The organism is Bacillus cereus group sp. N11 (assembly GCF_016483605.1).
GTDB classification, from domain to species: Bacteria; Bacillota; Bacilli; order Bacillales; family Bacillaceae_G; genus Bacillus_A; species Bacillus_A toyonensis.
This window is the reverse complement of record NZ_JAEHBN010000006.1, coordinates 199007-224025: the sequence shown is the minus strand read 5'-3', so window position 1 is coordinate 224025 and position 25019 is coordinate 199007. Positions and strand designations below refer to the sequence as shown.

Genomic DNA, 25019 nt, shown 5'->3' with positions numbered 1-25019 from the left:
AAAAAACTGAGCATTTTCAGCTCAGTTTTTAGTCCATTTGTTTCTTTTTGTATACGATTAAACATGCAATAAGGGAAAGAATAAGCCACACTCCAACATTCAAGACATGTCCGCTAATACTACTAAATCCCGCTCCCTCTACTAAGCTGTTAATCGCTTTGGCAATATGAGATGTTGGAAGATACTCGATCATCGTCTTAATTACTTTATTTTCAACCATTGGCTCAAATTGTACAGCTAAATACATCGTCATTAATATCGGCATTCCAATGAGTGATGTTTGCGGTACTGACTCAGCTAACAATCCAATCATTGTTCCAATCACAATAAATAGAATTGTTCCACATAAGAAAATAAATCCTAGTAATAAAAGATTTCCACCGAATTGATCCAAAATGAATAAGTTCACAATACAAATGCCCAACGTCAAACATGCTGTTAATATACTTTTCCCAAGAAGAACTTCAACAGAAGAAGCTGGTGATAGCATTAGCACACGTAACGTATGTTTTTCTTTTTCTTCTGCTATTACCATTGATTGAACAAACCCTGCAACAAATAGAAAGGCCATTAAAGTAATAATGCCAACCCCCATGCGCCCTTCTCCAAATCTGCTAAATATAAATGCAAATATAATTGGTAAAGATGCCATTAATAACACTTGTGAATTTGTCTTAAAATCTTGTACTTCTTTTCTAAAAATAGCTGATACACGTCTCATTGAAAATGTCATTATAATCCCCTCCCAGTAACTTCAATAAAGATATCGCCTAATGTTGGCTCGTGTGAATGAATAGATAGTAATTCACCTTTTTTCATCCATTCTGAAATACGTTTTGCACCTAATTCATCTTTTTGCACGACTTCTTTTTGCTTATCTTTTAATACGACTTGTATTTGATCTTTCGCGTATTGTAAGCGAAGGTTTTCTGGTGTATCAAGCGCTACAATTTCTCCGCCGCATAGAAAGGCGATACGGTTACAAAGCGTTTCTGCCTCTTCCATATTGTGCGTCGTTAAGAAAATCGTCGTTCCTTCTTTGTTTAAGTCTTTTAAGATTTTATGAATGTTTTGTACGTTAACTGGATCGAGTGCGGATGTTGGTTCGTCTAAGAAGAGGATATCTGGTTTATGAAGGATCGCTCTTGCTAGTGTGACGCGCTGCTTCATTCCCTTTGACAGTTTCTTTACTAATGTTTTTTTATCATCTAATAGATTCACTTGTGCTAGCACTTCATCGATTCTTTCTTTTTTGCAATCGTATAAGTCGCAAAATAATAGTAAGTTATCATAAATGCTAAGTCTTTCATATAAACCGCTGTTGTCTGTTAAAATACCAATTCGTTTATAATCGATGCTACTTGGTCCTGTAATGTCTTTCCCTAATACTCTTACTGTTCCAACACTATGAAGTAATTGAGAAGTTAATATTTTTACTGTTGTTGTTTTACCAGATCCACTCGGTCCGAGGAATCCAAAAATTTCTCCTTGTTTCACCTCAATATTTACATTTCGAAGTGCCGTTTTTTCATTGAAACTTTTCATTACATCTTTCATTTCAATTGCCAATGTCATTTCGTCATCCCCTTTGTTTTTCTTTTATAGATGAAAGTCGCTTTAGCGCTTTTCGTTTGTATGTTTCGCTTTTCTTGACTCAATCATATGAAAAACAAAGGGTAGGCGCAGTAAAATACCGGTAAAAGGAGTATTTTTACCGGTGAATGAATCATATTTCGATCCTATTGGAGCACTTTTTATAGCCCAATTACACCTTTTAATTCATCCATTCGTCCTTTTGAAAGCGGAATTGAACTTTTTCTTTCATCATCCAAAATTAAACTAAAACTATTCCGTGTCCACGTAATAACTTCTCGTACTCGTTGTAGATTAACGAGGTACGAACGATGACATCTAAAAAAACCGAATCCTGTTAATCTCGTTTCTAATTCACTTAATGTTAATGCACATACGAAATCACCTTCGCGTACATGAATATGTGTCACTCCGTTTTGCGTTTCAATGAAATGAATTTCCATCGGATCAAGTAAAATGATTTTATCGTTCACTTTCGCTGGTATTCTTTCTAATTTCATCTGCGGAATCATTTGAACGACTTTTTCTTCATCGACTTCTTCCACCTCTTCTTGCTCGATTTCGACCTTTTTCACACCATCGTTGTTTAATATGTATACATCTTCTGTTAACGAAAGAGCGTCTGATAGGAAAGAGGACGTAATAAAGATCGCCTTTCCTTTCTCTTTCATTTTCATAATTGCTTTTCGAATGATAATTGTACTTTCTGTATCTACATTTTGCTCCGGTTCTTCCAAAATAACTAAATCCGGATTATGAATCATAACTCGTCCAATATGAAGTCGGCGTTTCTCTGAAAATGACAATTTTTCTACTTTCACGTTTAACTTATCTAGGAGACCAACACATTGTACAACTTCTTCTATACTTATCTTTGATTCATAAAGCCCTAACAAAAATTTAAAATATTCCTTCACCTTCAAACGATCATATGCTTCATCTTTCAAAAAACAAAAACCAATGCTGGAATAATTTTTCTTTCCAATCGCTTCGCCTCCAAATAGCACATTGCCAGTTGAAGCTTCTTCCTCACCAATAATGATGCGATGCAACACTTTAGCTGTATGGTTATTACATTGCAAAACAACACATTGTCCTTTCTCAACCTCTAGCTCAATTACTGGTAACTGGTTCGTCTTCCCTAATTGTTTCAACTCCAGTAGCGCCATTTCGTCTCCCCCAAATGCTTTTTATCCTATTATACCAAACAATTAATGGAAAATTTTGATATTTTTATGAAACATATCAAAAGAAGGCTATCCAAATGAACGGATAGCCTTATTCTCTATTTTTGTTCTACCATATAAGTTTTGAGTGAATCACGAAGTGCTCTTTTTAAAAACTTACCTACAAATAATGAAAAAAGGAGCTAATCTTAATTAGCTCCTTTCACGTTCTACTTCTTCACCATCAGTTTTCCCTCATAATCATTCATCGTTTTTATTTCAACGCCTTTATAATAATGAGCGACGATATCTGTATATTTCTTACCTTCCGCTGCCATACCATTCGCACCGTATTGACTCATACCAACACCATGACCGAAGCCTTTCGTCGTGACAATGATTTTATTGCCCTCTTGTTTCCATGTAAAATCAGAAGAGCGCAAATCTAACTTTTCACGAACTTGTTTTCCTGTTAATGTTTTCCCTTGGAACGCTACATCCTTTACTCTTTTACCCTCCGTAAGATCTTTAATATTTCCAACCTTTCCATCCGTCAGCACTTTCACACCGAGACGTTTTTGAAAATCAGCTACTGTGAACGTTTGCTCGCTTGTAAACTTTGGAGAGGCTTGATCCCACGGGCTATCTACACTTTTCAAATACGGATAATCATTTCCCCAATAATCAGCTGCATTCTCTGTTCGGCCGTTACTCGTTGAGAAGAAAGACGCTGAAATCGGTTTTCCCTCATACGTTAAAACTTGTCCTGCGGTTTTAGAAACGGCTTCCTCGATTTTCTTTAAATTGTTTTCGTAGTTATTACCCCATTGTTTTTTCAATTCCTCTTTGCTTTTGTACACTTGATCTTTCACCGTATCTACCACATCTGCATTGTTTTTCTTTTCTCCACTTAGCATACGCTGCACCACGAATGTTCTTGCTGCTAATGCCTGTGCCTTTAGCGCCTCTATTTCAAAACTGGCATTCATCTCAGAAGCTACTACACCGGTCACATATTCCTCCACAGGTAATGTTTCTACCTTCTTCTGTTGGTCGCGATATACAGCAACTTGAACTGCTGTATCCACTTTCCCTGGAGCTGGTATACTTTCTATCGCTGGAGGAGTTTTAGAAGCTGCTTCTTCTCCTATTTTTGCTTTCGCAAACGGAATTACAAGAGCAGCAGGTACAATGATAACGAGCGCTATTAAAAGCACTACTATAATGAAAAATGGCTTTGAAAATTTCATCCTATTCCCCCAATATAAAGTTGGCTTCCTTTCATTCTTATGGAACTACGGAATTTTTTAGAACATACTTGGGGGTATCGGTATAGACTGAAGTTTTAATGCGCTAGAGACTTACTGCCCGTTAATGCGAGATAAAACGAAAATTTTCTAAATATTTTTACTGGTACGTGCATAAGTATAGAGTTTATTGACTATAACAGTAATAACCCAAAAAAAAATAGCCTCTATATCAAAAGACATAGAGACTACTTCAATTAAGCGTGAAGATCAGAAACTTCTTGTTCTTTCACTTCTTCTACTTTTTCGTTTACACGTTCAATAGTTGCACCTAATGCAGCTAATTTCTTATGGAAGTCTACATAACCACGGTCAAGATGCTTTAATTCAGTTACACGAGTGTAACCTTCTGATACTAAACCAGCTAAGATTAATGCTGCAGCTGCACGTAAATCAGTTGCACCTACTTCAGCACCTTGTAAGCTGTTTGGACCGTTCATAATAACAGAACGACCTTCGATTTTAATATCAGCATTCATACGACGGAATTCTTCAACGTGCATAAAGCGGTTTTCGAATACCGTTTCTGTAATCATACTTGTTCCATCAGCTTGTAGTAATAATGCCATCATTTGTGATTGCATGTCTGTTGGGAAACCTGGGTGAGGCATAGTTTTAATATCAACCGCTTTTAACTTATCTGGGCCGATAACACGTACACCTTCATTTTCCTCAATAATTTTAACACCCATTTCTTCCATCTTCGCTGTAATTGAGCGTAAATGTTCAGGAACAGCATTTTCAATTAAGATGTCTCCACCAGTAATTGCTGCTGCAACCATGAATGTTCCCGCTTCAATACGGTCAGGAATAATAGAATGGTTTCCACCATATAATTTATCAACGCCTTCGATACGAATTGTTCCAGTTCCAGCTCCGCGTACTTTCGCTCCCATCGCATTTAAGAAGTTAGCTAAGTCAACGATTTCTGGTTCTTTCGCTGCGTTTTCAAGGATTGTTGTCCCTTTTGCTAATGTAGCTGCAGACATAATGTTTTCTGTCGCGCCCACGCTTGGGAAGTCTAAATAAATTTTAGCTCCTTTTAGTTCTCCCTCAACGTATGCCTCAACAAAACCGTTACCAACCTGTACTTTTGCTCCCATTGCTTCGAAGCCTTTTAAATGTTGGTCAATTGGACGTGAACCAATTGCACATCCACCTGGAAGTGCAATACGAGCACGACCGTTACGTGCTAATAATGGTCCCATTACTTGAACAGATGCACGCATTTTACGTACATATTCAAATGGTGCTTCAATGTTTAGTTCTTTAGAAGCATCGATTGTTACTTGGTTATTTTCAAATACGACTTCAGCATTTAAATGACGTAATACCTCATTAATTGTGTATACATCAGACAAAACTGGTACTTCAGATAGTACATTCTTTCCATCACTCGCTAATAGGGCTGCAGCGATTATAGGTAATACAGCATTTTTTGCGCCCTCAACACGCACTGTGCCGTTTAACCGCTTTCCGCCACGGACGATGATCTTTTCCAAATTATTCCCCTCCGTGTCCTTTTTTCAGTATCTATTCACTCAATACTCAGAAGTTATGATCGGTGTGCCAACCACAATTGTATCTTTGTTGTTTGTAGAACGTATTGCTATTTGCACATTTATTTTCTCTCTATTTGTTGAAAGAGCGTCATCCCACTTTTTATTGTATGCGGAGACTGACACAAATGCTCTTTCTTCTACTTGTTCGATCGCTCTTGCTGAAAGATCTTTCAAAACCTGATTGGTTTTATTTTGCAAAACACCTTCAATCTTATCATTCAGTACACCTTGAACACAAGTGTAAATTATAGGTTTTTCATTAAAAATTTTATTCATTTTCTGAACATGCTTCGGGTCCCATTTCGCCCCACTTACTTCAAAAATAATGAAAGTGTTTTCTTTAGTATTTTCCTTACTCCAAGTTACTACTACTCGTTCTTCATATGAAGCAAACTTTTTATAGGATGTAGCTTTATATCCATCTGGAGATTGCTCTAAGTCCCATTTTTGAATATTTGCCTTCCCCTTCACATCGTTTAACAATTTTTGAAACGTATGTATGTTAGAAATTGTTTTTGTTTCTCGCGCTAACCATGACCATTTTTCCACTTTAGCATCATTTTTCTCTAAAGCCTTAATCATGTTCTCCATTTTCTGTTCATCGCTTATCGGTTTCATCTCTCTATATCCAACCAAAAAGAAAACAACACTCAAGGCAACAATAAGAATGGCTTTAAGCTTCAATTTCATCCCCTCCTATCCCCATTGTTAACGGAGATATGAGGTTCTATACACTTACTTTACTAAATACGTTAAACTCTTCGAATAGCCTAAATAATCAAGGAAAAAGTTACTTACAGATGTCCCAATTGTAATTGTAATTAGGATGAGTAATACCCTCGTCTGTAACACTTTTCCAGCTTTCATTAAACGCTCGATGTGAATACCTTGTAAAGCCCACCACGTAATGGTAATAAACAATAAATGCGAAACGATGGCAATCAGTGCTTGTTGCCCTAAAAGTTGTGCCAAAAAATCGACCCCTTTTTACTTGGCTACTACTTACGAAAGAAAATAAAAACGATACCATAATAAGTAGGAGCCACACTTTTTCAAATGCAAATAAGCATCTTACATTTTACATCGTAAACTTCTCTCGAAAAAACGTATACCTATATGCATTTTCATTTGTGGCTAACACAAAATAAAAAGCGTAGAGTACCGACTCCACACCTTTTATTTTCACTATTGTACCACGTTCCCCAAGAAGAAGAAATCTTTCATTAATGGAAAATATTCATAAAAGAAATTGTATCCAATCATCGGCATAATCCCTAGTATTACAATCGAAATTGCACAAAGACTCATAACAACCTTTATATTTAATGGCAACCGAATTTTCTCTTCTACTTCTCCCGTCCGGAAAAACATTTGCTGTAAAATACGGAAATAATATACGAATGAAATGACTGTCGTACCCATCATAATAGAAGCTAGTACGTAATGAGCTGGCTCTACATGAAATGCACCTAAAAAGATGTTAATTTTCCCGATGAAACCAGCTGTTCCTGGTATCCCGGCCAACGATAAAATAAAAATCGTCATTACTATCGCTGTAAATGGCGACCTTTTATATAATCCGGTGAAAATAGTAATATTTTCTTTGTCGCTTTGTAAGATTAAGCCGTGGATAATTGCAAATGCGCCTATATTCATAAGCATATAGGCAAGCATGTAAAACCACATGCTATCCATCGTAAATGGTGATAATGCCACAAGTGGAACGAGTAAATACCCCGCATGCGCGATTCCTGAATAAGCAAATAGGCGTTTTACGTTATATTGCTTTAGTGCGACTACATTTCCGATAATCATCGTAATACTTGCTAGAACCGCAATATATATACTCATACGCCCGTATAAAGATTGCATGTCTCCTTGCACCGATACACTTGCAAAAATCATAAGGAACAGACGAATAATGAGTAGGAACCCAGCAATTTTAGAAATCGTTCCAAGGAAAGCAGTAACAGGTGTAGCCGCCCCTTCATACACATCGGGTGCCCACATATGAAACGGTACTGTTGCAATTTTAAACGAGAGCCCAACGAGCAATAGTAGAAATGCGAGAGCTAACAATAACTGAATACCACTAGTTAGCTCCCCGGTGAATACTTTTTGCATATCCACAATATTGGTTGAGCCTGTAATACCGTATAAATAACTCATTCCAAAGAGCGTAATCGCCGTTCCAATTCCTCCATTAATGACATATTTCATTGCCGCTTCATTTGATGCACGGTTCCTTTTTCGTATTCCTACTAAAACATAGGAAGAAAGTGATAGTAGCTCTAAACCTACGAAAAGTGTAATAAAATCAACACTAGAAGCCATGAACATCGCCCCAAGAAGGGCCATTAAAAATAAGTAATAATATTCTCCCTTATCTTCAATTGGATTTTTCTTGTCATCGCTCATTGCGGTGCATAAGATGAGGGCCGCTCCGCCTAATAACAACGTTTTAAACCCTTTTGAAAATCCATCTAACACAAACGATCCATTTAAAATATCTCCTGCTGGTTCGCCGTATAGCGTAATTAATGACACAATTGCTAATATGACAGCAGCGATTGCACTAAGCGCCACATATCTATGGTTCAGCTTAAAAAACAAATCACATATGGAAAGAAGGATGGCAAACCCGAGAATAATGAATTCTGGCAACATTAGATGCCATGATAAGCTCAGTAACGTATCCATATCCATCCTACTTCACCCCCAATGTTTTCAATGTATTTTGAAGCGGATCCCCTAGTATTTCTGGCATTACTCCAATGGCAATAATACAGAAGATAAGCAATAGGACCGGGACGTACTCCCATCCGTGTATATCAGTTTTCGCTTCCCACTCTTTCTTACCAAATGTTACTTGGAGTGTCGCTCTTAATACGTACACAGCGGTTAAAATAATCCCAAGTACACCGACTGCAGCAATGACTGGCTCCCCTTGGAATAAGCCGAGAAAGGCAAGAAACTCACTCACAAATCCAGACATCCCCGGCAGTCCAAGCGATGCCATTCCTCCTGCTAGGAAGAAGCCGCTAAGTATTGGGACACTTTTTGCGAGTCCACCAAGCGCTTTAATATCCGACGTGCCAAAACGCTGTTCTATAACACCAAGCAAGAAGAAGAGCAAGGCTGCAATTAAACCGTGCGAAACAACTTGGAATAGCGCCCCTTGTGTACCTGGCGCATTAAGTGCCGCAAGCCCCATTAAAACAATTCCCATATGCGAAATACTAGAGTAGGCGAGTACCTTCCTAAAATCCGTTTGGATGAGTGCTAAAAAGGCGCCGTACAATAAGTTGATTACTCCTAAAACCGCAATTAGCGTGGCAAACTCGCGAAAGTATTCCGGGAATAACCCCTTCCCGAAGCGAATCATCCCGTACGCTCCAATCTTTAGCAAAACGCCCGCATGAAGCATAACTACAGCAGGGTGCGCTTCAATATGCACATTGACCATCCAGCGATGCAACGGGAAAATAGGTAGTTTAATTGCAAAGGCAATCATTATAGCAATAAATACACCAAGCTGTAAGCTACTCGGGACGATCTGTCCTCCCCCAGCACTTACACCTGTTAATATCTCTTTCAATTCCACAATATTTGTCGTACCTGTTTTCGCGAACAAAATCGAGAAAACGATGAGCAAAATAGCTGATCCAATGCCGTTATATATTAAATAACTATATGCAGCCTTTTCACTCGACAATTTCCCCCACTTGCCAATTAATAAAAACATTGGTGGCAGTGTAATTTCAAAGAAAATAAAGAACAACATTAAATTTTTAGCAGCGAAGACACCGAGCATCCCTATTTCTAGCATGAGCAATAGCATATAAAATGCTTTTAAATTTCTTTTAATGGAAAACGCTGCAATTGCTGCAAGCATCGCTAGAAGGGCTGTCAGCACCATCATTACAAGTGACAAACCATCAATTCCAAGCTCGTAATAAATAGAAAACCATCTTTTATCCACCGCTGCAAAATCACCAAATTTAATCCATTTCACTTTTTCATCAAATAGCGATAGACTCTTTCCAGAAGCATATGTACAAGCGAGGACGGTAGCTATCCCAAATGGAAGCGCCGTCCCAAATAAACCGAGCGCTCGTACTGTACGCGATTCTTTTTTCGGTGTTAATACAAGTAATAGAATCCCTAAAAGTGGGGAGAAAATGAAGAACGTCAACAACAAATCATTCATCGTAAATCCCCTCCCGTATATAGCAAAATAATGACGAGGACCGCGAGCGAAACTGCTGTTACAGTGCCGTACACTTGTACATTCCCGTTTTGAAGCCTCGACAAGGTGCCACTTACCCCTTTAACGAAACTTGCGATTAAAACAGCAATCCCTTCCACGACATATACTTCAAATAAACGAAGCACATGAGCGATTCCCTTCGTAATAGGAATCACTGTCATATTGTATAGTTCATCCACATAATATTTTTCTTTCAAGAGCTTATGAAGAAATGACCTTTCTCCTCCTGCCCAATTTTTTGAGATAGTTTTCTTTCCATATATGAAATACGCAAGGGCAATCCCCCCAAATGAAACGAGCGTCGCAACAATCATGATCCAAATTGGTCCATGTGCTTCTTCCACTTTAAATTGTATATCCTTCGTCAGCCAATCTCCGAGAAACGTTCCAAACCACGGTGTATTTATATATCCTGCTACTACCGCGAGAACGCCGAGAACAATCATCGGATACGTCATAATACGCGGCGAGTCATGCACGTCTTCCTTCGTCTTCGCTTCCCCAGTAAAGACAAGAAAGTATAGGCGGAACATGTAGAATGCTGTTAGGAATGCCGCAAAGACTGCTAGAACAAATAGAAAGTAGTTGCCACTCATCCAAGTTGCTGCCAAAATTTCATCTTTACTAAAAAAACCCGAAAGAAGCGGAACTCCACTAATTGCAAGTGTACCTATTAAAAATAACGTACCCGTTACTTTCATCTTCTTCTGTAAACCGCCCATTTTATTAATGTTTTGCGTATGCACAGCATGAATTACACTTCCTGCTGCCAAGAATAGTAACGCTTTAAAAAAGGCATGTGTCGTTAGATGGAATATACCCGCTACATAACCAGCAGAACCTAAGGCGAGCATCATATACCCGAGCTGGCTAACTGTAGAATAAGCAAGTACCCTCTTTATATCCGTCTGTACAAGACCGATAGAGGCCGCAAATATTGCGGTGAAAGCACCAACAATTGCCACCGTCTGCATTGCCACCGTACTTGCCGAAAATAGCGGGAACATCGTTGCTACTAAATATACACCGGCTGCGACCATCGTCGCCGCATGAATAAGTGCCGAAACAGGCGTTGGCCCCTCCATCGCATCAGGCAACCACGTATGAAGCGGAAATTGACCTGATTTCCCCATCGCCCCGATAAAAATTAATATCGCCGTTATCGTTATCATAGTCGGGGACAGATCGCCTGTATGAATCGCTCTAAAAATTGCGTCATACTCAAAACTACCTGCATGCCAGAAGATTAAAATCATCCCAATAAATAAACCAACATCTCCAATACGAGTCATAATAAAAGCCTTTTTCGCAGCAGCCTTCGCTTCTTCCTTAAAGAAATAAAAACCGATGAGTAAAAATGAACCAAGGCCTACTAACTCCCAAAATATATAAAGCTGTAACAAATTCGTCGATATAACAAGCCCAAGCATCGCAAATGTAAAGAGTCCTAAATATGCATAAAAAGTTGGTAATCTTGCGTCACCTTTCATATAACCTTTTGAATACACATGTACAAGTAAGCTCACAAGTGTAACGATAAATAACATTAAAGCCCCTAATGCAGTCACTTCAAAGCCAAATGATATATCAATATCTCCAGTTCTAAGCCATACCCATTTATGCTTCACTGTGACCTTCGAAAATCTTTCTATTAATACAAGTACCGCGAGTATAAAGGAGAGAGAGACGAAGAAAATACTAAGTACGCTGCTTCCTTCTCTAATTTTCTTCCCGAACATAATAAGTAAAAAAAACGAAACAAGCGGGAAAAGCGGTATGAGCCATGCATAATCGATCATTGTTTCCTTCCCCCTTTTCGGTCACAATGCTATCCTTTAAGCGTATCCATTTCATCTACATGAACTGTCGTGCGATTACGATACAAAGCAATTAAAATGGCGAGCCCTACCGCCGCCTCCGCTGCCGCTACAGCCATCGTAAACAGCGAGAAGATTTGCCCTGTTAAATTCGGGAACAAACCTAATTTACTAAACGCCACTAAATTTAAATTGGCAGCATTTAGCATTAATTCGATACAAACTAATACGATTACTGTGTTTCGCTTCGTTAAAGCTCCAAATAAACCTATGCAAAACAAAATAATCGCAAGTGTTAAATACGCAGAAGCTGGAACGCTACTCATTGGAATCCTCCTCTTTCTCATCCTTCTTCGCAAGTATAATCGCGCCAACAAGTGCTACAAGTAAAATAACCGAGGTTAACTCAAATGGAATAATGTATTTCGAATAGAGAAGTGTACCGATTTGAAGTGTGTTTTTTTCATGGAGAGGTAAACTTCCTTGTGTGCTTTCATTTGAAAAATCGATACTATTAACAGCGAAATACATAACTGCCCCAAATGCTACAACTGCAAAGAAGATAATCCATTTTCGAAGAGTAAGACGTGATTCATTTTCTGCATTATGTTTCGTTAACATAATGCCAAAAATCATAATAATTGTGATTGCACCAGAGTAAAGTAAAATTTGTGCAACTCCGATAAACTCGGCCGATAAAAGAAAGTACAAACCTGCAATGCTAAGAAATGTCAGAACGAGAGCTAGCATCATATGCATTACTTTCGTTAAGTTCAACATGAGAACACCACCGATAATTGCAGACAAGGATAGTATAAAGAATGCTATAAACTCGCCATTCATGCTTTATTCTCCTTCCTGACGTTTTCATCGTTTTCGTCGAGCCACTGCAAATTTTTAAATAAATCATCACGTGAATATGCTGCGAGTTCAAAGTTATTTGTCATAACAATTGCCTCTGTCGGGCAAACTTCTGTACATAAATCGCAAAGTATACAAATTTCAAAATTAATATCATACGTATCAATAATTTTCCCTTTTTTCGCAGGGTCAGGATGTTTCTTTCCCGTCAATTGAATGCAATCTGTCGGACAAATGTTAGAACACTGATTACAAACAATACATTTCTCTGGATAAAATTTTTGAATCCCTCTAAAGCGATCTGGCAACGGCAACGGCTGATTTGGATAATCATACGTCACCTTTTTCTTACTCAAATTACTCAGCGTATATTTTAAACCTTTAAATAACCCTTTCATCTCTTACTGGCACCCCCTTCATAGATTAGAAGAATAGCTCCTTAATCAATGCCGTTAAGAAAATATTTGCAAGTGCGATTGGTAATAATACTTTCCAGCCAAACTCCATTAACTGGTCACCCCTTATACGCGGGAACGTAACGCGGAACCAAATTAATAGAAAGACTACACTGCTAAATTTCAAAGCAAACCATACGGCACCTGGGATAAATCCAAGAAACATGACTGGATTCCAGCCGCCTAAAAAAAGTACTGTAATTAAAGAGGCCATTCCGAAGAAATATACATACTCTGAAAGCATGAAAAACGCCCAGCGAAAACCTGAGTATTCCGTATGATATCCAGAAACAAGTTCTGACTCCGCTTCTGGTAAATCAAACGGCGTCCTATTTAACTCTGCTACTGCTGCGATTAAGAAAACGACGAATCCAATTGGCTGTACGAAAATGTACCAAACTTTCTCCTGCGCCGCTACAATTTCATTTAGATTCAAGCTACCAGCTAGCAAAACGATACCAATTACGCTCATTACAAGCGGAATTTCATAAGAAATCATTTGCGCCGCCGCGCGCATCCCTCCTAAAAGGGAATATTTATTATTTGATGCCCATCCCCCAGTTACGACACCAATTGTCGTAATCCCAGAAACAGCAATGTAATACAGCAATCCGACACCAATATCCGCGAACTGAAATTTATCGGTAAACGGGATAACCGCAAGTACCATAAATGCTGGCGCAAATGCAATGACAGGTGCTAATATGAACAACGGTTTATCTGCAGCTTTCGGAATACTATCTTCTTTCAATAATAGTTTCAAAACATCAGCTACCGTTTGCAGTAAACCGAACCGCCCTCCAACTTGGTTTGGTCCAATCCGCCCTTGCATAAATCCCATCACTTTCCGTTCTGCCAAAATACCATATGTAACGAAGCCAAGGACTGCAAATAGTAGAAGCACTGCTAATCCGAAAAAAATGAAGAAATTCGTCCAGCTTGAAGGTGATTGTAAGAGCGTCTCAATCATTAGCCATCGACCTCCCCAAGTACAATATCGACTCCACCTAAAATCGTAATTAAATTGGCGATGTTTTCACCCTTCAATAGCTTCGGTAAAATTTGCAAGTTATAAAAAGAAGGTCTGCGGAATTTCAGACGATATGGCTCTTTCTTTCCGTCACTAGCGATATAGCAACCAATCTCCCCGCGTGGTGATTCTATACGGACAAACGCTTCCCCCTTAGGCGCCTTAATAATTTTCGGCACTTTCGCCAGTACGGCTCCGTCCTTTGGAAACTGCTGGACTGCTTGCTCTACAATTTTTAACGACTCTTCAATTTCCTCCATTCGGCAAACGTAGCGATCCCAAGCATCTCCCACGCTCCCAACAGGAATATCAAATTTAAAACGATCATAAACCGAATACGGCTCTTCTTTGCGAAGATCCCAGTTTACTCCGGTGCACCGCAAGTTCGCTCCGCTTAAAGAATACGAAATTGCTTCTTCCGCGCTATATATGCCAACGCCCTTCACGCGATTCAAGAAAATCTCATTACCACTAACAAGGTCGTGATAACCTGCCAATTGCTCTCTCATGTATGGAACAAACTCTTCCACTTTTTCAATCCAACCATCCGGCGCATCCCACTTCACACCGCCAACTCTCATATAGTTAAAAGTAAGCCGTGCCCCGCATAATTCATTTAATAAATTTATAATCATCTCTCGTTCACGAAACGCGTACAAAAACGGGCTGACCGCTCCTATATCAAGAAGATTTGTACCCCACCAAACGAGATGGCTCGCAATTCTTCCCAGCTCCATCGCAAGTACTCGCAAGTATTCGGCACGCTCCGGAATTTCAAGTCCCATCATCGTCTCTACAGCATGGCAAATGACGTAATTATTCGTCATTGCTGATAAATAGTCCATTCGATCTGTATAAGGGATAATTTGTGTATACTGTAAGCTCTCAGCGATCTTTTCAGTCCCGCGATGCAAATACCCAATAACCGGTGTAGCTTCTTTAATAATTTCCCCGTCAATCTTAATTACGAGCCTGAACACACCGTGTGTACTCGGATGCTGAGGTCCTACATTCAAAAGCATCTCTTCCGTGCGGATCATAGCTACACCTCCACATCATACGGTTCATAGTCTTTTCTAAGCGGATATCCTACCCAATCATCTGGCATTAAAATACGCGTTAAATTCGGATGCCCTTTAAATACAATGCCGAGCAAATCATACGCTTCTCGCTCCGGCCAGTCAGCCCCTTTCCACAGCGCTGTTACCGATTCAACTTGCGGCACTTCTCTATCCAGCTTTACCTTCACCGCTACAGACTGTTTCTTTCCATATGAAAATAAATGAACATACACTTCCATATGAGTCACAAAATCTGTCGCATGTAGCTCTGACATATAATCAAAAGCAAGTCCCTCATGGAATCGTAGTAACTCCATCACCTCATAATATTTTGAAGGATCCACCACAAGAGTTGGTACATCTTTTGAAAGTTTATTAATATAGGAATCTACTAATGTGCTACCTCCTAATTTACCCCTAATAACCTCAACATACTGATTGAGATACGGCTGATTAACGGACGACTCTTCTTGCTTCGGTACATCTTCCTTTTCACTTTCAGCACCCTTCGTCTTCGCCCTTGCCGCCGCAGCCGCTTTCGCCTTCGCTGCTGCAATTGCCTTCGCCTTTTCATCTCCCAAATTCCCATCACCTTGCGAAGCTTTCTGTTTCGCTAGCGCCGCTGCTTTTGCTTTCGCAGCTGCCACGGCCTTCGCCTTCGCTTTAGCCTTTTCTTCTTCCGTTACCTCTTCTGTTCCTTCTCTTTTTTGCTTCGCTAGCGCCGCCGCTTTTGCTTTCGCAGCTGCGGCTGCCTTCGCCTTCGCTTTGGCCTTTTCTTCCGTTACTTCTTCTGTCCCTTCTCTTTTCTGCTTCGCGAGCGCAGCTACTTTTGCTTTCGCAGCTGCCACGGCCTTCGCCTTCGCTTTGGCCTTTTCTTCTTCCGTTACCTCTTCTGTTCCTTCTCTTTTTTGCTTCGCTAGCGCCGCTGCTTTTGCTTTCGCAGCAGCTGCTGCACGTTGTTTTACTTCTTCTACAGTCATTCCATCAATTTTTGGTAGCGCTTTCTCTTTTTCTTGATTTTCTCCCTCAAGCTTACTTATTTCCGCATCATGTTTCGCAACAAGACGTTTTCTCGCTTCCTCTTTCGCGCGCCTAGCAGCTTCTCTTTTCAGATCCTCTAAATCTTTATTTGGATTACTCATTTATTCGTCACCTGCTTCCCTGTCTTTGCCTCGTAACGAATTTTCTCTTTCAACTTATTAATTCCATAAATTAAAGCTGCAGGGTTTGGTGGGCATCCAGGAATATACACATCAACTGGTACAATTTGATCTACACCTTTCACAACAGCGTACGAATTCACATACGGACCACCAGCAGTCGCACAAGATCCCATCGCAATAACCCATTTCGGTTCAGGCATTTGATCATATAAACGCCTAACAATAGGAGCCATCTTCTTCGTTACCGTTCCCGACACAATCATGACATCTGATTGCCTTGGTGAAGTCCGAAAAAATGACCCAAATCGATCTAAATCGTAATGTGATGAACCTACTCCCATCATTTCAATCGCACAGCATGCCAGTCCGAATGTCATCGGCCATAAAGAATTACTCCTCGCCCACCCTTTTAACTGCTCCAATGTAGAAAAAAAGATATTTCTCTCTAATTCCGCTCGCTCATTTGGATGTAGTGCCTCAAAATTTATAACCATTGTAACACCTTCTTTTTCCAAGCATAAGCTAATCCAACTAGCAACATTACAACAAAGATGAGCATTTCAATTAATGCAAATAAACCTAGCTTGTCATATGCAACAGCCCATGGATATAGAAATAAAGTTTCTACATCAAAGATGACAAACAATAAAGCGAAAATATAGTAACGAGCATGAAACCGAATATTTGCATCATGAAAAGGCTCAATTCCACTCTCATACGTCGTCGCTTTTGCTGCACTTGGTTTGTTTGGGCGCAGCATCCTTCCTAATGTAAGAGCCACTACCGGCAGTAATATGCCTACTAGCAAGAAAATCAAAACGATCATATAACTATTTTCATATACACTTGCCATTGTGAAACCCTCCCCCCTAAATTAAGAACAAGTTCACTTAGTAAACAATATGTCCCAGTTGCGACAAATATTATTTTTAAATTTTTCTAAATAATTAAACTATTTTATTTATTATAGCAAACTTCAAATTCCTATGTCGATATGTTGAGGACAGAAACAAGAATTATTAAAATCTATTTTTATAACTCGCTATACCTGTGCAAAATAAGTATAGAATTTATATATATTTTTTAGGCAATCGCAAAAAATAAAAAGGAAGTTTATATGTATATACCGTAGGTGATATAAATGAAAAAACATACACATGTAAGTATTCTTATAAGCGTTTTATTGTTTTCTATCGCAATTCATTACGTAGCCATGCTCTTTCTATATGAATACTCATTTCCCTTTCAAATATTAATCGGAATGAGTACCTTATTAATTGATATTATCGCTTGTAGTTATATATTTTATTTTACAAATACGAAACAAGGGCTATCCCGTTTATTTTGGATCATATTATCTGTTGGGGCTCTCTCTTATTTCATTGGTGATATAGTTGTTTCCTATCAACGTTTAATTTTAAAGGACTACTATACGTTTGTTGATCCGTCTGACTTTTTTTACCTACTTTTTTTAATTAGCTTTGCACTTGCCTTTCTATACGAGATCATTTATAACCGGGACTTATTAGAAAAGCTTTTTATGATATGTGATATTTGTATTATCGTTACAGCCCAATTTACTTTAAGTTACTACTTACTTATTGAGCAAACCATTCACGTTTTTACAACATCCTATATCGATATATTTGTTCAACTTACCTATCCAATGGCTGATTTACTCTTTCTTTTAATTGGAATCAACCTTTTATTCAGACCATTATCCTTATTACCAAAACAAGTTGGTGCACTTCTTGGTAGTGCTTTAATTTTGTATGCTACTACAGATGCTATTTATGCTTATATAAAATATTTCACACCAGCGTATTCTATGTTTACAGTTACTCCGTTCTATCAAGTGGTTTTAGTGCTAGCAGCAATCGCCTGTATTCTTCATACGAAAGAGCCTGAAAAACAAGAGCAGGTACTATTAACACCTAAATTCGGTGAATCAATCCGATTATCATTACCTTATATTTCTGTAGTAATGCTTATTATTTTTATATTGGCCGAATATGTTTTTGCCCCCATTGTAGTAATCGGGCTTATAATAACTTTCACTTTCGTTCTCATACGCCATAGTTTAGTTCGAAAACAAAATAAAATATTATTACTAGCCCAAATGCAATTCAACTTGGAACTCGAGAAACAAATTGAACTACGTACAGAAGATTTAGTAGAACAAAAAAATGAGCTCTATCATAACCAACAAATGTTTAAATCTTTATACGAGCACCATCCAGATCCAATCTTCACATTAGATTTGTACGGCAATTTTCTTAAAGTTAATAACGCTGGTACTACTTTACTAGGGTATCAAACGAATGAATTATTAAATCAACCTTACTACTCACTCATATACGAAGAAGATTTAGAAGAAATTATTAACGCCTTTCATCGCGTAAAAAAGGGGAATTCTATCTCTTTAGAAATACGAGCGTATCACAAAAACAGAGATATTTACTACTTGCATGTTACAGCTGTTCCCATCTTTTTAAAGGATCATATTTCAGGGGTCTATTTAATGATTAAAGATATTACGGAAAGCAAACAACAACAAGAACAAATTAATTTCCTAGCATATCATGATACTTTAACTGAACTTGCAAATCGCCGTGCATTTCATCAATATTTAGAAAAGGCGATTGCACGTGCAAAAATATCGAAAAGCTCCTTTGCTGTTATGTTTCTCGATTTAGACCGCTTTAAGGTTATTAATGATACTCTCGGGCATCGGGTGGGAGACCTCCTATTAATTGCAGTAGCCAAAAGGCTTGAACGATTATCAACACAGCATATGAAACTTGCTCGACTAGCTGGAGATGAGTTCACAATCCTCATCGAAAATTATAAAAAAAGGACAGATGTAAAAAAAATAGCTGATATGATTGTAGCGGCCATGAACAAACCATTCGAAATCGAAAATCAGCATTTACGAATCTCACCGAGTATCGGGATTGCAATATACCCTGAAGCGGGCGAAGACCCACTTTCTATTTTACAACATGCCGATATGGCCATGTACGAAGCAAAAAATAAAGGAAAAAATCGTAGCTCTCTTTATACGAAAGAACTATATAAGAAAATAGAACGAAAAGCTCGAATCGAAAAGGATTTGCCACTCGCTTTAGTAAACAAGGAATTTTATCTCGTCTATCAACCACAAATTGATACGACAACAAATAAAATTATCGGTGCTGAAGCATTAATACGTTGGAAACATCCACTATTAGGTGACATTTCACCATGTGAGTTCATTCCAATTGTAGAAGAAACGCCACAAGTCGTTCCACTTGGACATTGGGTATTAAAAGAAGCCTGTCTCCAATTAAAAATATGGCATACCTTTGGCTATCAAAATTTAAAAATAAGCGTTAATTTATCAGCAAAAGAGTTCCAACAAAATCAATTAATCGAAAACATTTCAAAAATATTAAACGACGTGCAGGTTGATCCAAAACATGTCACACTTGAGTTAACAGAACGAATTGCGATGATTAATGAAAAAGAAACACTATCGAGACTGAAGCAATTAAAAGAATATGGCATTCGAACGGCAATTGATGACTTCGGTACTGGCTATTCTTCTCTCGCTTATTTATCAATTTTCCCTATCGATACATTAAAGGTACCAAGAGAATTTACACAACTAGCCGATCATCGCCCTGAAGAAAGAGCCATCTTTTCCACTATCCTTTCTCTTGCAAATACTTTAAATCTCTCTGTCATTGCTGAAGGAATTGAAACGGAAAAACAACTTAAGTTTCTACAAAAAAACAACTGTAAATATATGCAAGGTTACTATTTCAGTAAACCTTTAACAAGTAAACAGTTTATAAAATTTCTACAAAAAACACCCAGTATGAACAATTAATTCACACTGGGTGTTTTTATCCTGCTATTTGCGAGAGTGAAAGTTCGTTATCATTTTGGGATGAATAAAGCCCCAATGACAACAGTTTCACTTTATATTGTTGGGGGTTTTTTCTCGTAATATTCTTCTGCAACCTCTTCGTAAAAAGCTGCAGCTGTCGTATAGAAATATGGAATTAACCAGAGGAATCCAATCCCTAATGTAATACAACTTAATATAAACCAACCAATAAAACTTAAACATAAAATGAAATACTCCATTTTATGCCCATCCATCATACGACGACTCTCCGTAATAGCTTGATTCAATGAGTACTCGGGATGGTCATTTAAAATAAAATATGTCATTGCATAAGAAAATGATTTAATAATGCCTGGAATAATGAAAAGTAAAGTCCATAAAAGAAGATAAAGATTCACTAGTAAATATACTAAAAATGATTTTAAAAATCTTTTCCCCTCTGTAAACCAAACAAATACATTGCCGATACTAGCTTGTTTTTCACGAATGATATTTAAAGCCAGATAATACCCCCCTAAAGTTAACGGTCCGGTAACAAAAAGTGTAAGAATATCTATCGAAAATGAACCAGTTGTATCTTGCCAACCGAAAGTTGAAGAAAATCCCCACTTAACACTAAAACTAAACATCGTGATAAGAATTGAAATTAATAATGTTGCCCCAACAGCTAAGCCCCATTTTCCTTCTAGAGAGTCTAACGCTTCTCCTTTTAAATCACTAATCATAATTAGCCTCCTATACGTAACAATTCTATTAGTATAGCATGTTCTTACCGCAATTCATCTTTTGAAATATAGCGATAAAAATGAGATGTCGTTGTACCCATATACGGACTAAGCCAAAGAAAACCTATTCCAAATGTCAAAATTGCTAAAATACTCCATCCTATAAAACTAAGCCATAAAAGAAACAAATCTAACTTATGTCCCTTCATAAGACTCTTACTTTCTTTCATTGCTTGTGACACACTATATTCTGGATTTTCAATCATTACATAGTACGTCATTGCATAAGAAAAATACATCACAATCATGCCAACGATTGAAATAGCTAATAGTACGAAGAAAGCAATTGCAAATGACGTATTCCCTTCTTCACCTAACAATGCAAATAAGCCTATTAACAACATCGGAATCCATGTAACTGTATATAACAAAATCGCAAGCATTGCCCACATTGTTTTCATCATTCTTTTAAAACCACGAAATCCTTCGAATAAATGATCTACTTTAGCACCTTCTCGTTTACTAATCTGTAGACATACATTCGTATAACCGTATGATGTAATACCATACGATGCGTTACTCAAAATTATCATGATACAATAAAATACCCCAAATGTAATAGCTGCTCCAATTGATATTGTTTCCCTTTCAATTGAACCAGCGAAGCTAACAATTAAAAAAAATAGAATAAGTCCTGGAATTAAAAGTATAAGCATTGCAGCCATTGAAACAACATAACTTAAAATAAAATATAAAATCGTTGATCCAACACCTAGTCCCCAATTCCCCTTTAAAGAGTGCAACGCTTCTCGTTTCATTTCACCGATCATTGATTCATCCCCTTTATGAAATATAAATTGTTGTACATTCTCTACTTATACAACCATCAATGCAATTATACCATTTTTGTAAAATTATCCATAAAATACAATAAAAAAATCCGTAAAGGCTTTACCTTTACGGATTTTTTTATTTCATATCGGAAACGTTTAAACGGTTCACAGCACGTTGTAATGCCATTTCTGCACGTTTAAAGTCAACATGTGCTTGTTTGTCTTGCATACGTTGCTCAGCGCGACGCTTCGCTTCATTTGCACGATGGATATCGATATGGTTTGCTTCTTCAGCAGATGATGATAATACAGTTACTTTATCTGGACGAACTTCGATAAAGCCACCGCTAACTGCTACATAATCAGTGTGTCCACCATTTTTCAGACGAACTGCACTAATTTTTAATGGTGCAACAGTTGGAATGTGACCTGGTAAGATCCCCATTTCCCCACTCTCTGCTTTTACACTTACCATCTCTACTTCTTTTTCGTAAACCGGTCCATCAGGAGTTACAATACTGACTGGAAATGTCTTCATACTTCGTCCCTCCTAAGGCCTTACGCCATCATTTTCTTCGCGTTTTCAATAACTTCTTCAATGCCACCAACAAGGCGGAATGCATCTTCTGGAAGGTCATCATATTTTCCTTCTAGAATTTCTTTGAAACCACTAACTGTATTTTTTACAGGTACATAAGAACCTTTTTGACCTGTAAACTGCTCAGCTACGTGGAAGTTTTGAGATAAGAAGAATTGAATACGACGAGCACGATGTACAACTAACTTATCTTCTTCAGATAACTCATCCATACCTAAGATAGCGATGATGTCTTGAAGCTCTTTATAACGTTGTAAAGTTTGCTGTACTTGACGAGCTACTTCATAATGCTCTTCTCCTACGATTTCTGGAGAAAGTGCACGAGATGTAGATGCTAATGGATCTACGGCTGGGTAAATACCCATTTGCGTTAAACGACGCTCTAAGTTTGTTGTTGCATCTAAGTGAGCGAACGTTGTAGCTGGTGCTGGGTCAGTATAGTCATCGGCTGGTACATATACCGCTTGGATAGACGTGATAGACCCTTTATTTGTAGATGTAATACGCTCTTGTAATTGACCCATTTCTGTTGCAAGTGTTGGTTGGTAACCTACCGCAGATGGCATACGACCAAGAAGGGCAGATACTTCAGAACCCGCTTGCGTGAAACGGAAGATGTTATCGATGAACAATAGTACGTCTTGTCCTTGCTCATCACGGAAATGCTCAGCCATTGTTAAACCTGTTAATGCAACACGTTGACGTGCTCCAGGTGGCTCGTTCATTTGTCCAAATACCATCGCAGTTTTCTTGATTACGCCAGAATCGCTCATTTCGTGGTATAAGTCATTACCCTCACGAGTACGCTCACCTACACCAGCGAATACAGAGATACCACCGTGCTCTTGTGCGATGTTGTTAATTAATTCCTGAATTAATACTGTTTTACCTACGCCGGCACCACCGAATAGACCGATCTTACCACCCTTAATGTAAGGAGCAAGTAAGTCTACTACTTTAATACCAGTTTCAAGAATTTCTACTTTAGTAGATAACTCTTCGAATGCAGGTGCTTGACGGTGAATTGGATCACGACGTACATCCGCAGGAACATCACCATCTAAGTCAATTGCATCACCTAATACGTTAAATACACGACCAAGTGTTGCATCACCAACTGGTACAGAGATTGCTTTACCAGTATCTTCTACTTCTGTGCCACGAACAAGTCCATCTGTGGAAGACATTGCAACTGTACGAACTGTGTCATCACCTAAATGAAGTGCAACTTCAAATGTTAAGTTAATGTTTGCTCCGTTTTCGTTGCTTTGTTTTACCGTAAGGGCGTTGTAGATTTCTGGTAGCTTTCCGCCATCAAACTTAACGTCTACAACCGGACCCATGATTTGCGTAACGCGCCCTTTATTCATCGGGTTCCCTCCTAGCTTTCTTTTAATTAGCCAGCTTTCTAAGAGAAGTCGGCTTTTAATTTTTTATTAGTTTATAGCTTATGCGACTCTTTTGACAGAGCCGCTTCCACTTTTTATTGAATCTAGTTCCAGCGGCTAGAACAGTCGGTCATTTCGCGCCTTCCTGCGAGGCAAACTACGCCTCTTCGTCAGGAGCTCCAATGCCCTCCTGTTCTGGACGAGCCGCTTCCACTTTTTATTACTATTCTAACGCTGCTGCTCCACCAACGATTTCCGTAATTTCTTGCGTAATCGCTGCTTGACGTGCACGGTTGAATGAAAGTGTAAGTGAATCGATAACTTCCATTGCGTTGTCTGTAGCACTCTTCATTGCTGTCATACGCGCCGCGTGCTCACTTGCTTTACCGTCTAGTAATGCACCGTACACTAAGCTTTCTGCGTATTGTGGCAATAATACTTTTAAAATTTCTTCTTCAGAAGGTTCGAATTCATAAGCTGTCGTCGGTTTGTCAGACGCCACATCAGTAAGCGGTAAAATTTTATTTTCCGTTACTTCTTGTGAAATTTTACTTACGTAATGGTTGTAGTAAATATACAGCTCATCATAAGCACCATCTGCGAACATCGCAATTGCTCGAGAAGCAAGATCTTTAATATCAGTAAATGATGGGTGGTCAGATAATCCAACTACTTCATCAATGATGTTAAATCCGCGACGTTTTAAATAATCACGTCCTAGTCGGCCAAGCACAATAATTGAATATTGGTTTGAATCCATATTATGACGTTCACGAATCACGTTACTAACTGTACGTAATACGTTACTGTTATAACCACCTGCTAGTCCGCGATCAGATGTAATAACGATGTATCCTGTACGCTTTACAGGACGCGCATTTAGCATTGGATGATTAATTCCTTTACTTCCTTGCGCAATGCTCGCTACTACTTCTTGAATCTTTTCCATATACGGAACGAAGGATTTAGCATTTTGCTCTGCACGGTTTAACTTAGATGCAGATACCATCTCCATCGCTTTCGTAATTTGACTCGTTTTCTTTGTCGAGGTAATCTTCGCTTTTATATCGCGTAAAGATGCCACAGGTTTTCACCACCTTTTTTCCGGAAGTTGGCACGATTAGTAAGAATCCTCTTCCTAATCTACGTTGCAAGATATTCTTGCTCATGATTGAAGGAAAAGAATAGGTGCACCTACTCTTTTCCTCTACATAACCGTCAGCAATCTCAGAACCTGAGATGCCTTTTATATATACTATCTAGCTCCAGCGGCTTGAATGCTCGGTGGCTTCACTTCA

Annotated in this window: 24 protein-coding genes; 1 reads left to right on the top strand and 23 read right to left on the bottom strand. The window is 38.5% G+C overall.

Annotated elements, in window-relative coordinates:
* Positions 1-28: 28 nt before the first annotated feature.
* The 18 genes from JDS98_RS12415 to nuoA all read right to left on the bottom strand — a co-directional run bounded on the left by JDS98_RS12415 (position 29) and on the right by nuoA (position 17138).
* Positions 29-733: an ABC transporter permease gene (locus JDS98_RS12415; protein ID WP_000144457.1), complete on the bottom strand. Its 705-nt coding sequence runs from the start codon at positions 731-733 to the stop codon at positions 29-31.
* Positions 733-1575: an ABC transporter ATP-binding protein gene (locus JDS98_RS12410; RefSeq protein WP_000170852.1), complete on the bottom strand. Its 843-nt coding sequence runs from the start codon at positions 1573-1575 to the stop codon at positions 733-735. The genes JDS98_RS12415 and JDS98_RS12410 overlap by 1 nt, the downstream gene beginning before the upstream one ends.
* Positions 1576-1754: 179 nt before the next feature.
* A complete protein-coding gene (locus JDS98_RS12405) occupies positions 1755-2762 on the bottom strand; it encodes a LytTR family transcriptional regulator DNA-binding domain-containing protein (RefSeq protein ID WP_001185967.1) in 1008 nt (335 codons plus the stop codon).
* A gap of 227 nt (positions 2763-2989) precedes the next feature.
* Entirely contained in the window at positions 2990-4009 is a 1020-nt protein-coding gene (gene spoIID / locus JDS98_RS12400) for a stage II sporulation protein D (RefSeq protein WP_098710726.1), read from the bottom strand.
* A 254-nt stretch (positions 4010-4263) separates the two neighbouring features.
* Positions 4264-5568, bottom strand: a complete 1305-nt coding sequence (gene murA / locus JDS98_RS12395) for a UDP-N-acetylglucosamine 1-carboxyvinyltransferase (RefSeq protein ID WP_000411268.1) — start codon at positions 5566-5568, stop codon at positions 4264-4266.
* 39 nt (positions 5569-5607) lie between these two features.
* Entirely contained in the window at positions 5608-6312 is a 705-nt protein-coding gene (locus JDS98_RS12390; RefSeq protein WP_000767897.1) for a YwmB family TATA-box binding protein, read from the bottom strand.
* Between the two features lie 51 nt (positions 6313-6363).
* Positions 6364-6600 carry a DUF1146 family protein gene (locus JDS98_RS12385; RefSeq protein WP_098912430.1) on the bottom strand — a complete coding sequence of 79 codons (237 nt, stop codon included), beginning with the start codon at positions 6598-6600 and terminating at the stop codon, positions 6364-6366.
* A gap of 213 nt (positions 6601-6813) precedes the next feature.
* Entirely contained in the window at positions 6814-8328 is a 1515-nt protein-coding gene (gene nuoN / locus JDS98_RS12380) for an NADH-quinone oxidoreductase subunit NuoN (protein WP_374191402.1), read from the bottom strand.
* 7 nt (positions 8329-8335) lie between these two features.
* Positions 8336-9838, bottom strand: coding sequence for an NADH-quinone oxidoreductase subunit M (locus JDS98_RS12375; protein WP_199633920.1), 1503 nt, complete (start codon positions 9836-9838; stop codon positions 8336-8338).
* On the bottom strand, positions 9835-11697 hold the full coding sequence (gene nuoL, locus JDS98_RS12370; RefSeq protein WP_199633919.1) for an NADH-quinone oxidoreductase subunit L: 1863 nt from the start codon (positions 11695-11697) through the stop codon (positions 9835-9837). The genes JDS98_RS12375 and nuoL overlap by 4 nt, the downstream gene beginning before the upstream one ends.
* 29 nt (positions 11698-11726) lie before the next feature.
* Positions 11727-12041, bottom strand: coding sequence for an NADH-quinone oxidoreductase subunit NuoK (gene nuoK, locus JDS98_RS12365; RefSeq protein ID WP_000100078.1), 315 nt, complete (start codon positions 12039-12041; stop codon positions 11727-11729).
* Positions 12034-12558, bottom strand: coding sequence for an NADH-quinone oxidoreductase subunit J (locus tag JDS98_RS12360; RefSeq protein WP_087971158.1), 525 nt, complete (start codon positions 12556-12558; stop codon positions 12034-12036). Before JDS98_RS12360 ends, nuoK begins: the two co-directional genes overlap by 8 nt.
* Positions 12555-12974 (bottom strand): NADH-quinone oxidoreductase subunit NuoI, encoded by a 420-nt coding sequence (gene nuoI / locus JDS98_RS12355; protein ID WP_000677188.1) that lies wholly within the window; start codon positions 12972-12974, stop codon positions 12555-12557. Before nuoI ends, JDS98_RS12360 begins: the two co-directional genes overlap by 4 nt.
* A gap of 25 nt (positions 12975-12999) precedes the next feature.
* A complete protein-coding gene (gene nuoH / locus JDS98_RS12350; RefSeq protein ID WP_000573426.1) occupies positions 13000-14001 on the bottom strand; it encodes an NADH-quinone oxidoreductase subunit NuoH in 1002 nt (333 codons plus the stop codon).
* Positions 14001-15101 (bottom strand): NADH-quinone oxidoreductase subunit NuoD, encoded by a 1101-nt coding sequence (gene nuoD, locus JDS98_RS12345; RefSeq protein ID WP_097958215.1) that lies wholly within the window; start codon positions 15099-15101, stop codon positions 14001-14003. Before nuoD ends, nuoH begins: the two co-directional genes overlap by 1 nt.
* A 2-nt stretch (positions 15102-15103) precedes the next feature.
* Entirely contained in the window at positions 15104-16264 is a 1161-nt protein-coding gene (locus tag JDS98_RS12340; RefSeq protein ID WP_199633918.1) for an NADH-quinone oxidoreductase subunit C, read from the bottom strand.
* Entirely contained in the window at positions 16261-16779 is a 519-nt protein-coding gene (gene nuoB / locus JDS98_RS12335; RefSeq protein ID WP_000236327.1) for an NADH-quinone oxidoreductase subunit NuoB, read from the bottom strand. The genes JDS98_RS12340 and nuoB overlap by 4 nt, the downstream gene beginning before the upstream one ends.
* Positions 16770-17138 (bottom strand): NADH-quinone oxidoreductase subunit NuoA, encoded by a 369-nt coding sequence (gene nuoA / locus JDS98_RS12330; RefSeq protein ID WP_000179277.1) that lies wholly within the window; start codon positions 17136-17138, stop codon positions 16770-16772. Before nuoA ends, nuoB begins: the two co-directional genes overlap by 10 nt.
* A 288-nt stretch (positions 17139-17426) precedes the next feature.
* Between nuoA and JDS98_RS12325 the strand changes: the two genes are divergently transcribed.
* Positions 17427-20156: an EAL domain-containing protein gene (locus JDS98_RS12325; RefSeq protein WP_097958210.1), complete on the top strand. Its 2730-nt coding sequence runs from the start codon at positions 17427-17429 to the stop codon at positions 20154-20156.
* Between the two features lie 92 nt (positions 20157-20248).
* On the opposite strand, the gene JDS98_RS12320 is transcribed toward JDS98_RS12325, so the two are convergent.
* From JDS98_RS12320 to atpG, 5 genes are all read right to left on the bottom strand, one after another.
* Positions 20249-20902, bottom strand: coding sequence for a DUF975 family protein (locus tag JDS98_RS12320; protein ID WP_097958208.1), 654 nt, complete (start codon positions 20900-20902; stop codon positions 20249-20251).
* 44 nt (positions 20903-20946) lie between these two features.
* On the bottom strand, positions 20947-21732 hold the full coding sequence (locus JDS98_RS12315) for a DUF975 family protein (RefSeq protein ID WP_199633917.1): 786 nt from the start codon (positions 21730-21732) through the stop codon (positions 20947-20949).
* Positions 21733-21871: 139 nt separating this feature from the next.
* The gene (atpC, locus tag JDS98_RS12310) at positions 21872-22273 is read right to left on the bottom strand and encodes a F0F1 ATP synthase subunit epsilon (protein WP_000847214.1); all 402 of its coding nucleotides are present in this window, start codon (positions 22271-22273) and stop codon (positions 21872-21874) included.
* Positions 22274-22293: 20 nt separating this feature from the next.
* The gene (gene atpD / locus JDS98_RS12305) at positions 22294-23703 is read right to left on the bottom strand and encodes a F0F1 ATP synthase subunit beta (RefSeq protein WP_001032587.1); all 1410 of its coding nucleotides are present in this window, start codon (positions 23701-23703) and stop codon (positions 22294-22296) included.
* A gap of 241 nt (positions 23704-23944) precedes the next feature.
* Positions 23945-24805, bottom strand: coding sequence for a F0F1 ATP synthase subunit gamma (atpG, locus tag JDS98_RS12300; protein ID WP_000157703.1), 861 nt, complete (start codon positions 24803-24805; stop codon positions 23945-23947).
* Positions 24806-25019: the final 214 nt, after the last annotated feature.

Bases quoted from the DNA above. Each gene is read 5' to 3' on its own strand.
- JDS98_RS12415 (WP_000144457.1), bottom strand. From the start codon at position 733: ATGACATTTTCAATGAGACGTGTATCAGCTATTTTTAGAAAAGAAGTA.
- JDS98_RS12410 (WP_000170852.1), bottom strand. From the start codon at position 1,575: ATGACATTGGCAATTGAAATGAAAGATGTAATGAAAAGTTTCAATGAA.
- JDS98_RS12405 (WP_001185967.1), bottom strand. From the start codon at position 2,762: ATGGCGCTACTGGAGTTGAAACAATTAGGGAAGACGAACCAGTTACCA.
- spoIID (WP_098710726.1), bottom strand. From the start codon at position 4,009: ATGAAATTTTCAAAGCCATTTTTCATTATAGTAGTGCTTTTAATAGCG.
- nuoN (WP_374191402.1), bottom strand. From the start codon at position 8,328: ATGGATACGTTACTGAGCTTATCATGGCATCTAATGTTGCCAGAATTC.
- JDS98_RS12375 (WP_199633920.1), bottom strand. From the start codon at position 9,838: ATGAATGATTTGTTGTTGACGTTCTTCATTTTCTCCCCACTTTTAGGG.
- nuoL (WP_199633919.1), bottom strand. From the start codon at position 11,697: ATGATCGATTATGCATGGCTCATACCGCTTTTCCCGCTTGTTTCGTTT.
- nuoK (WP_000100078.1), bottom strand. From the start codon at position 12,041: ATGAGTAGCGTTCCAGCTTCTGCGTATTTAACACTTGCGATTATTTTG.
- JDS98_RS12360 (WP_087971158.1), bottom strand. From the start codon at position 12,558: ATGAATGGCGAGTTTATAGCATTCTTTATACTATCCTTGTCTGCAATT.
- nuoI (WP_000677188.1), bottom strand. From the start codon at position 12,974: ATGAAAGGGTTATTTAAAGGTTTAAAATATACGCTGAGTAATTTGAGT.
- nuoH (WP_000573426.1), bottom strand. From the start codon at position 14,001: ATGATTGAGACGCTCTTACAATCACCTTCAAGCTGGACGAATTTCTTC.
- nuoD (WP_097958215.1), bottom strand. From the start codon at position 15,101: ATGATCCGCACGGAAGAGATGCTTTTGAATGTAGGACCTCAGCATCCG.
- JDS98_RS12340 (WP_199633918.1), bottom strand. From the start codon at position 16,264: ATGAGTAATCCAAATAAAGATTTAGAGGATCTGAAAAGAGAAGCTGCT.
- nuoB (WP_000236327.1), bottom strand. From the start codon at position 16,779: ATGGTTATAAATTTTGAGGCACTACATCCAAATGAGCGAGCGGAATTA.
- nuoA (WP_000179277.1), bottom strand. From the start codon at position 17,138: ATGGCAAGTGTATATGAAAATAGTTATATGATCGTTTTGATTTTCTTG.
- JDS98_RS12325 (WP_097958210.1), top strand. From the start codon at position 17,427: ATGAAAAAACATACACATGTAAGTATTCTTATAAGCGTTTTATTGTTT.
- JDS98_RS12320 (WP_097958208.1), bottom strand. From the start codon at position 20,902: ATGATTAGTGATTTAAAAGGAGAAGCGTTAGACTCTCTAGAAGGAAAA.
- JDS98_RS12315 (WP_199633917.1), bottom strand. From the start codon at position 21,732: ATGATCGGTGAAATGAAACGAGAAGCGTTGCACTCTTTAAAGGGGAAT.
- atpC (WP_000847214.1), bottom strand. From the start codon at position 22,273: ATGAAGACATTTCCAGTCAGTATTGTAACTCCTGATGGACCGGTTTAC.
- atpD (WP_001032587.1), bottom strand. From the start codon at position 23,703: ATGAATAAAGGGCGCGTTACGCAAATCATGGGTCCGGTTGTAGACGTT.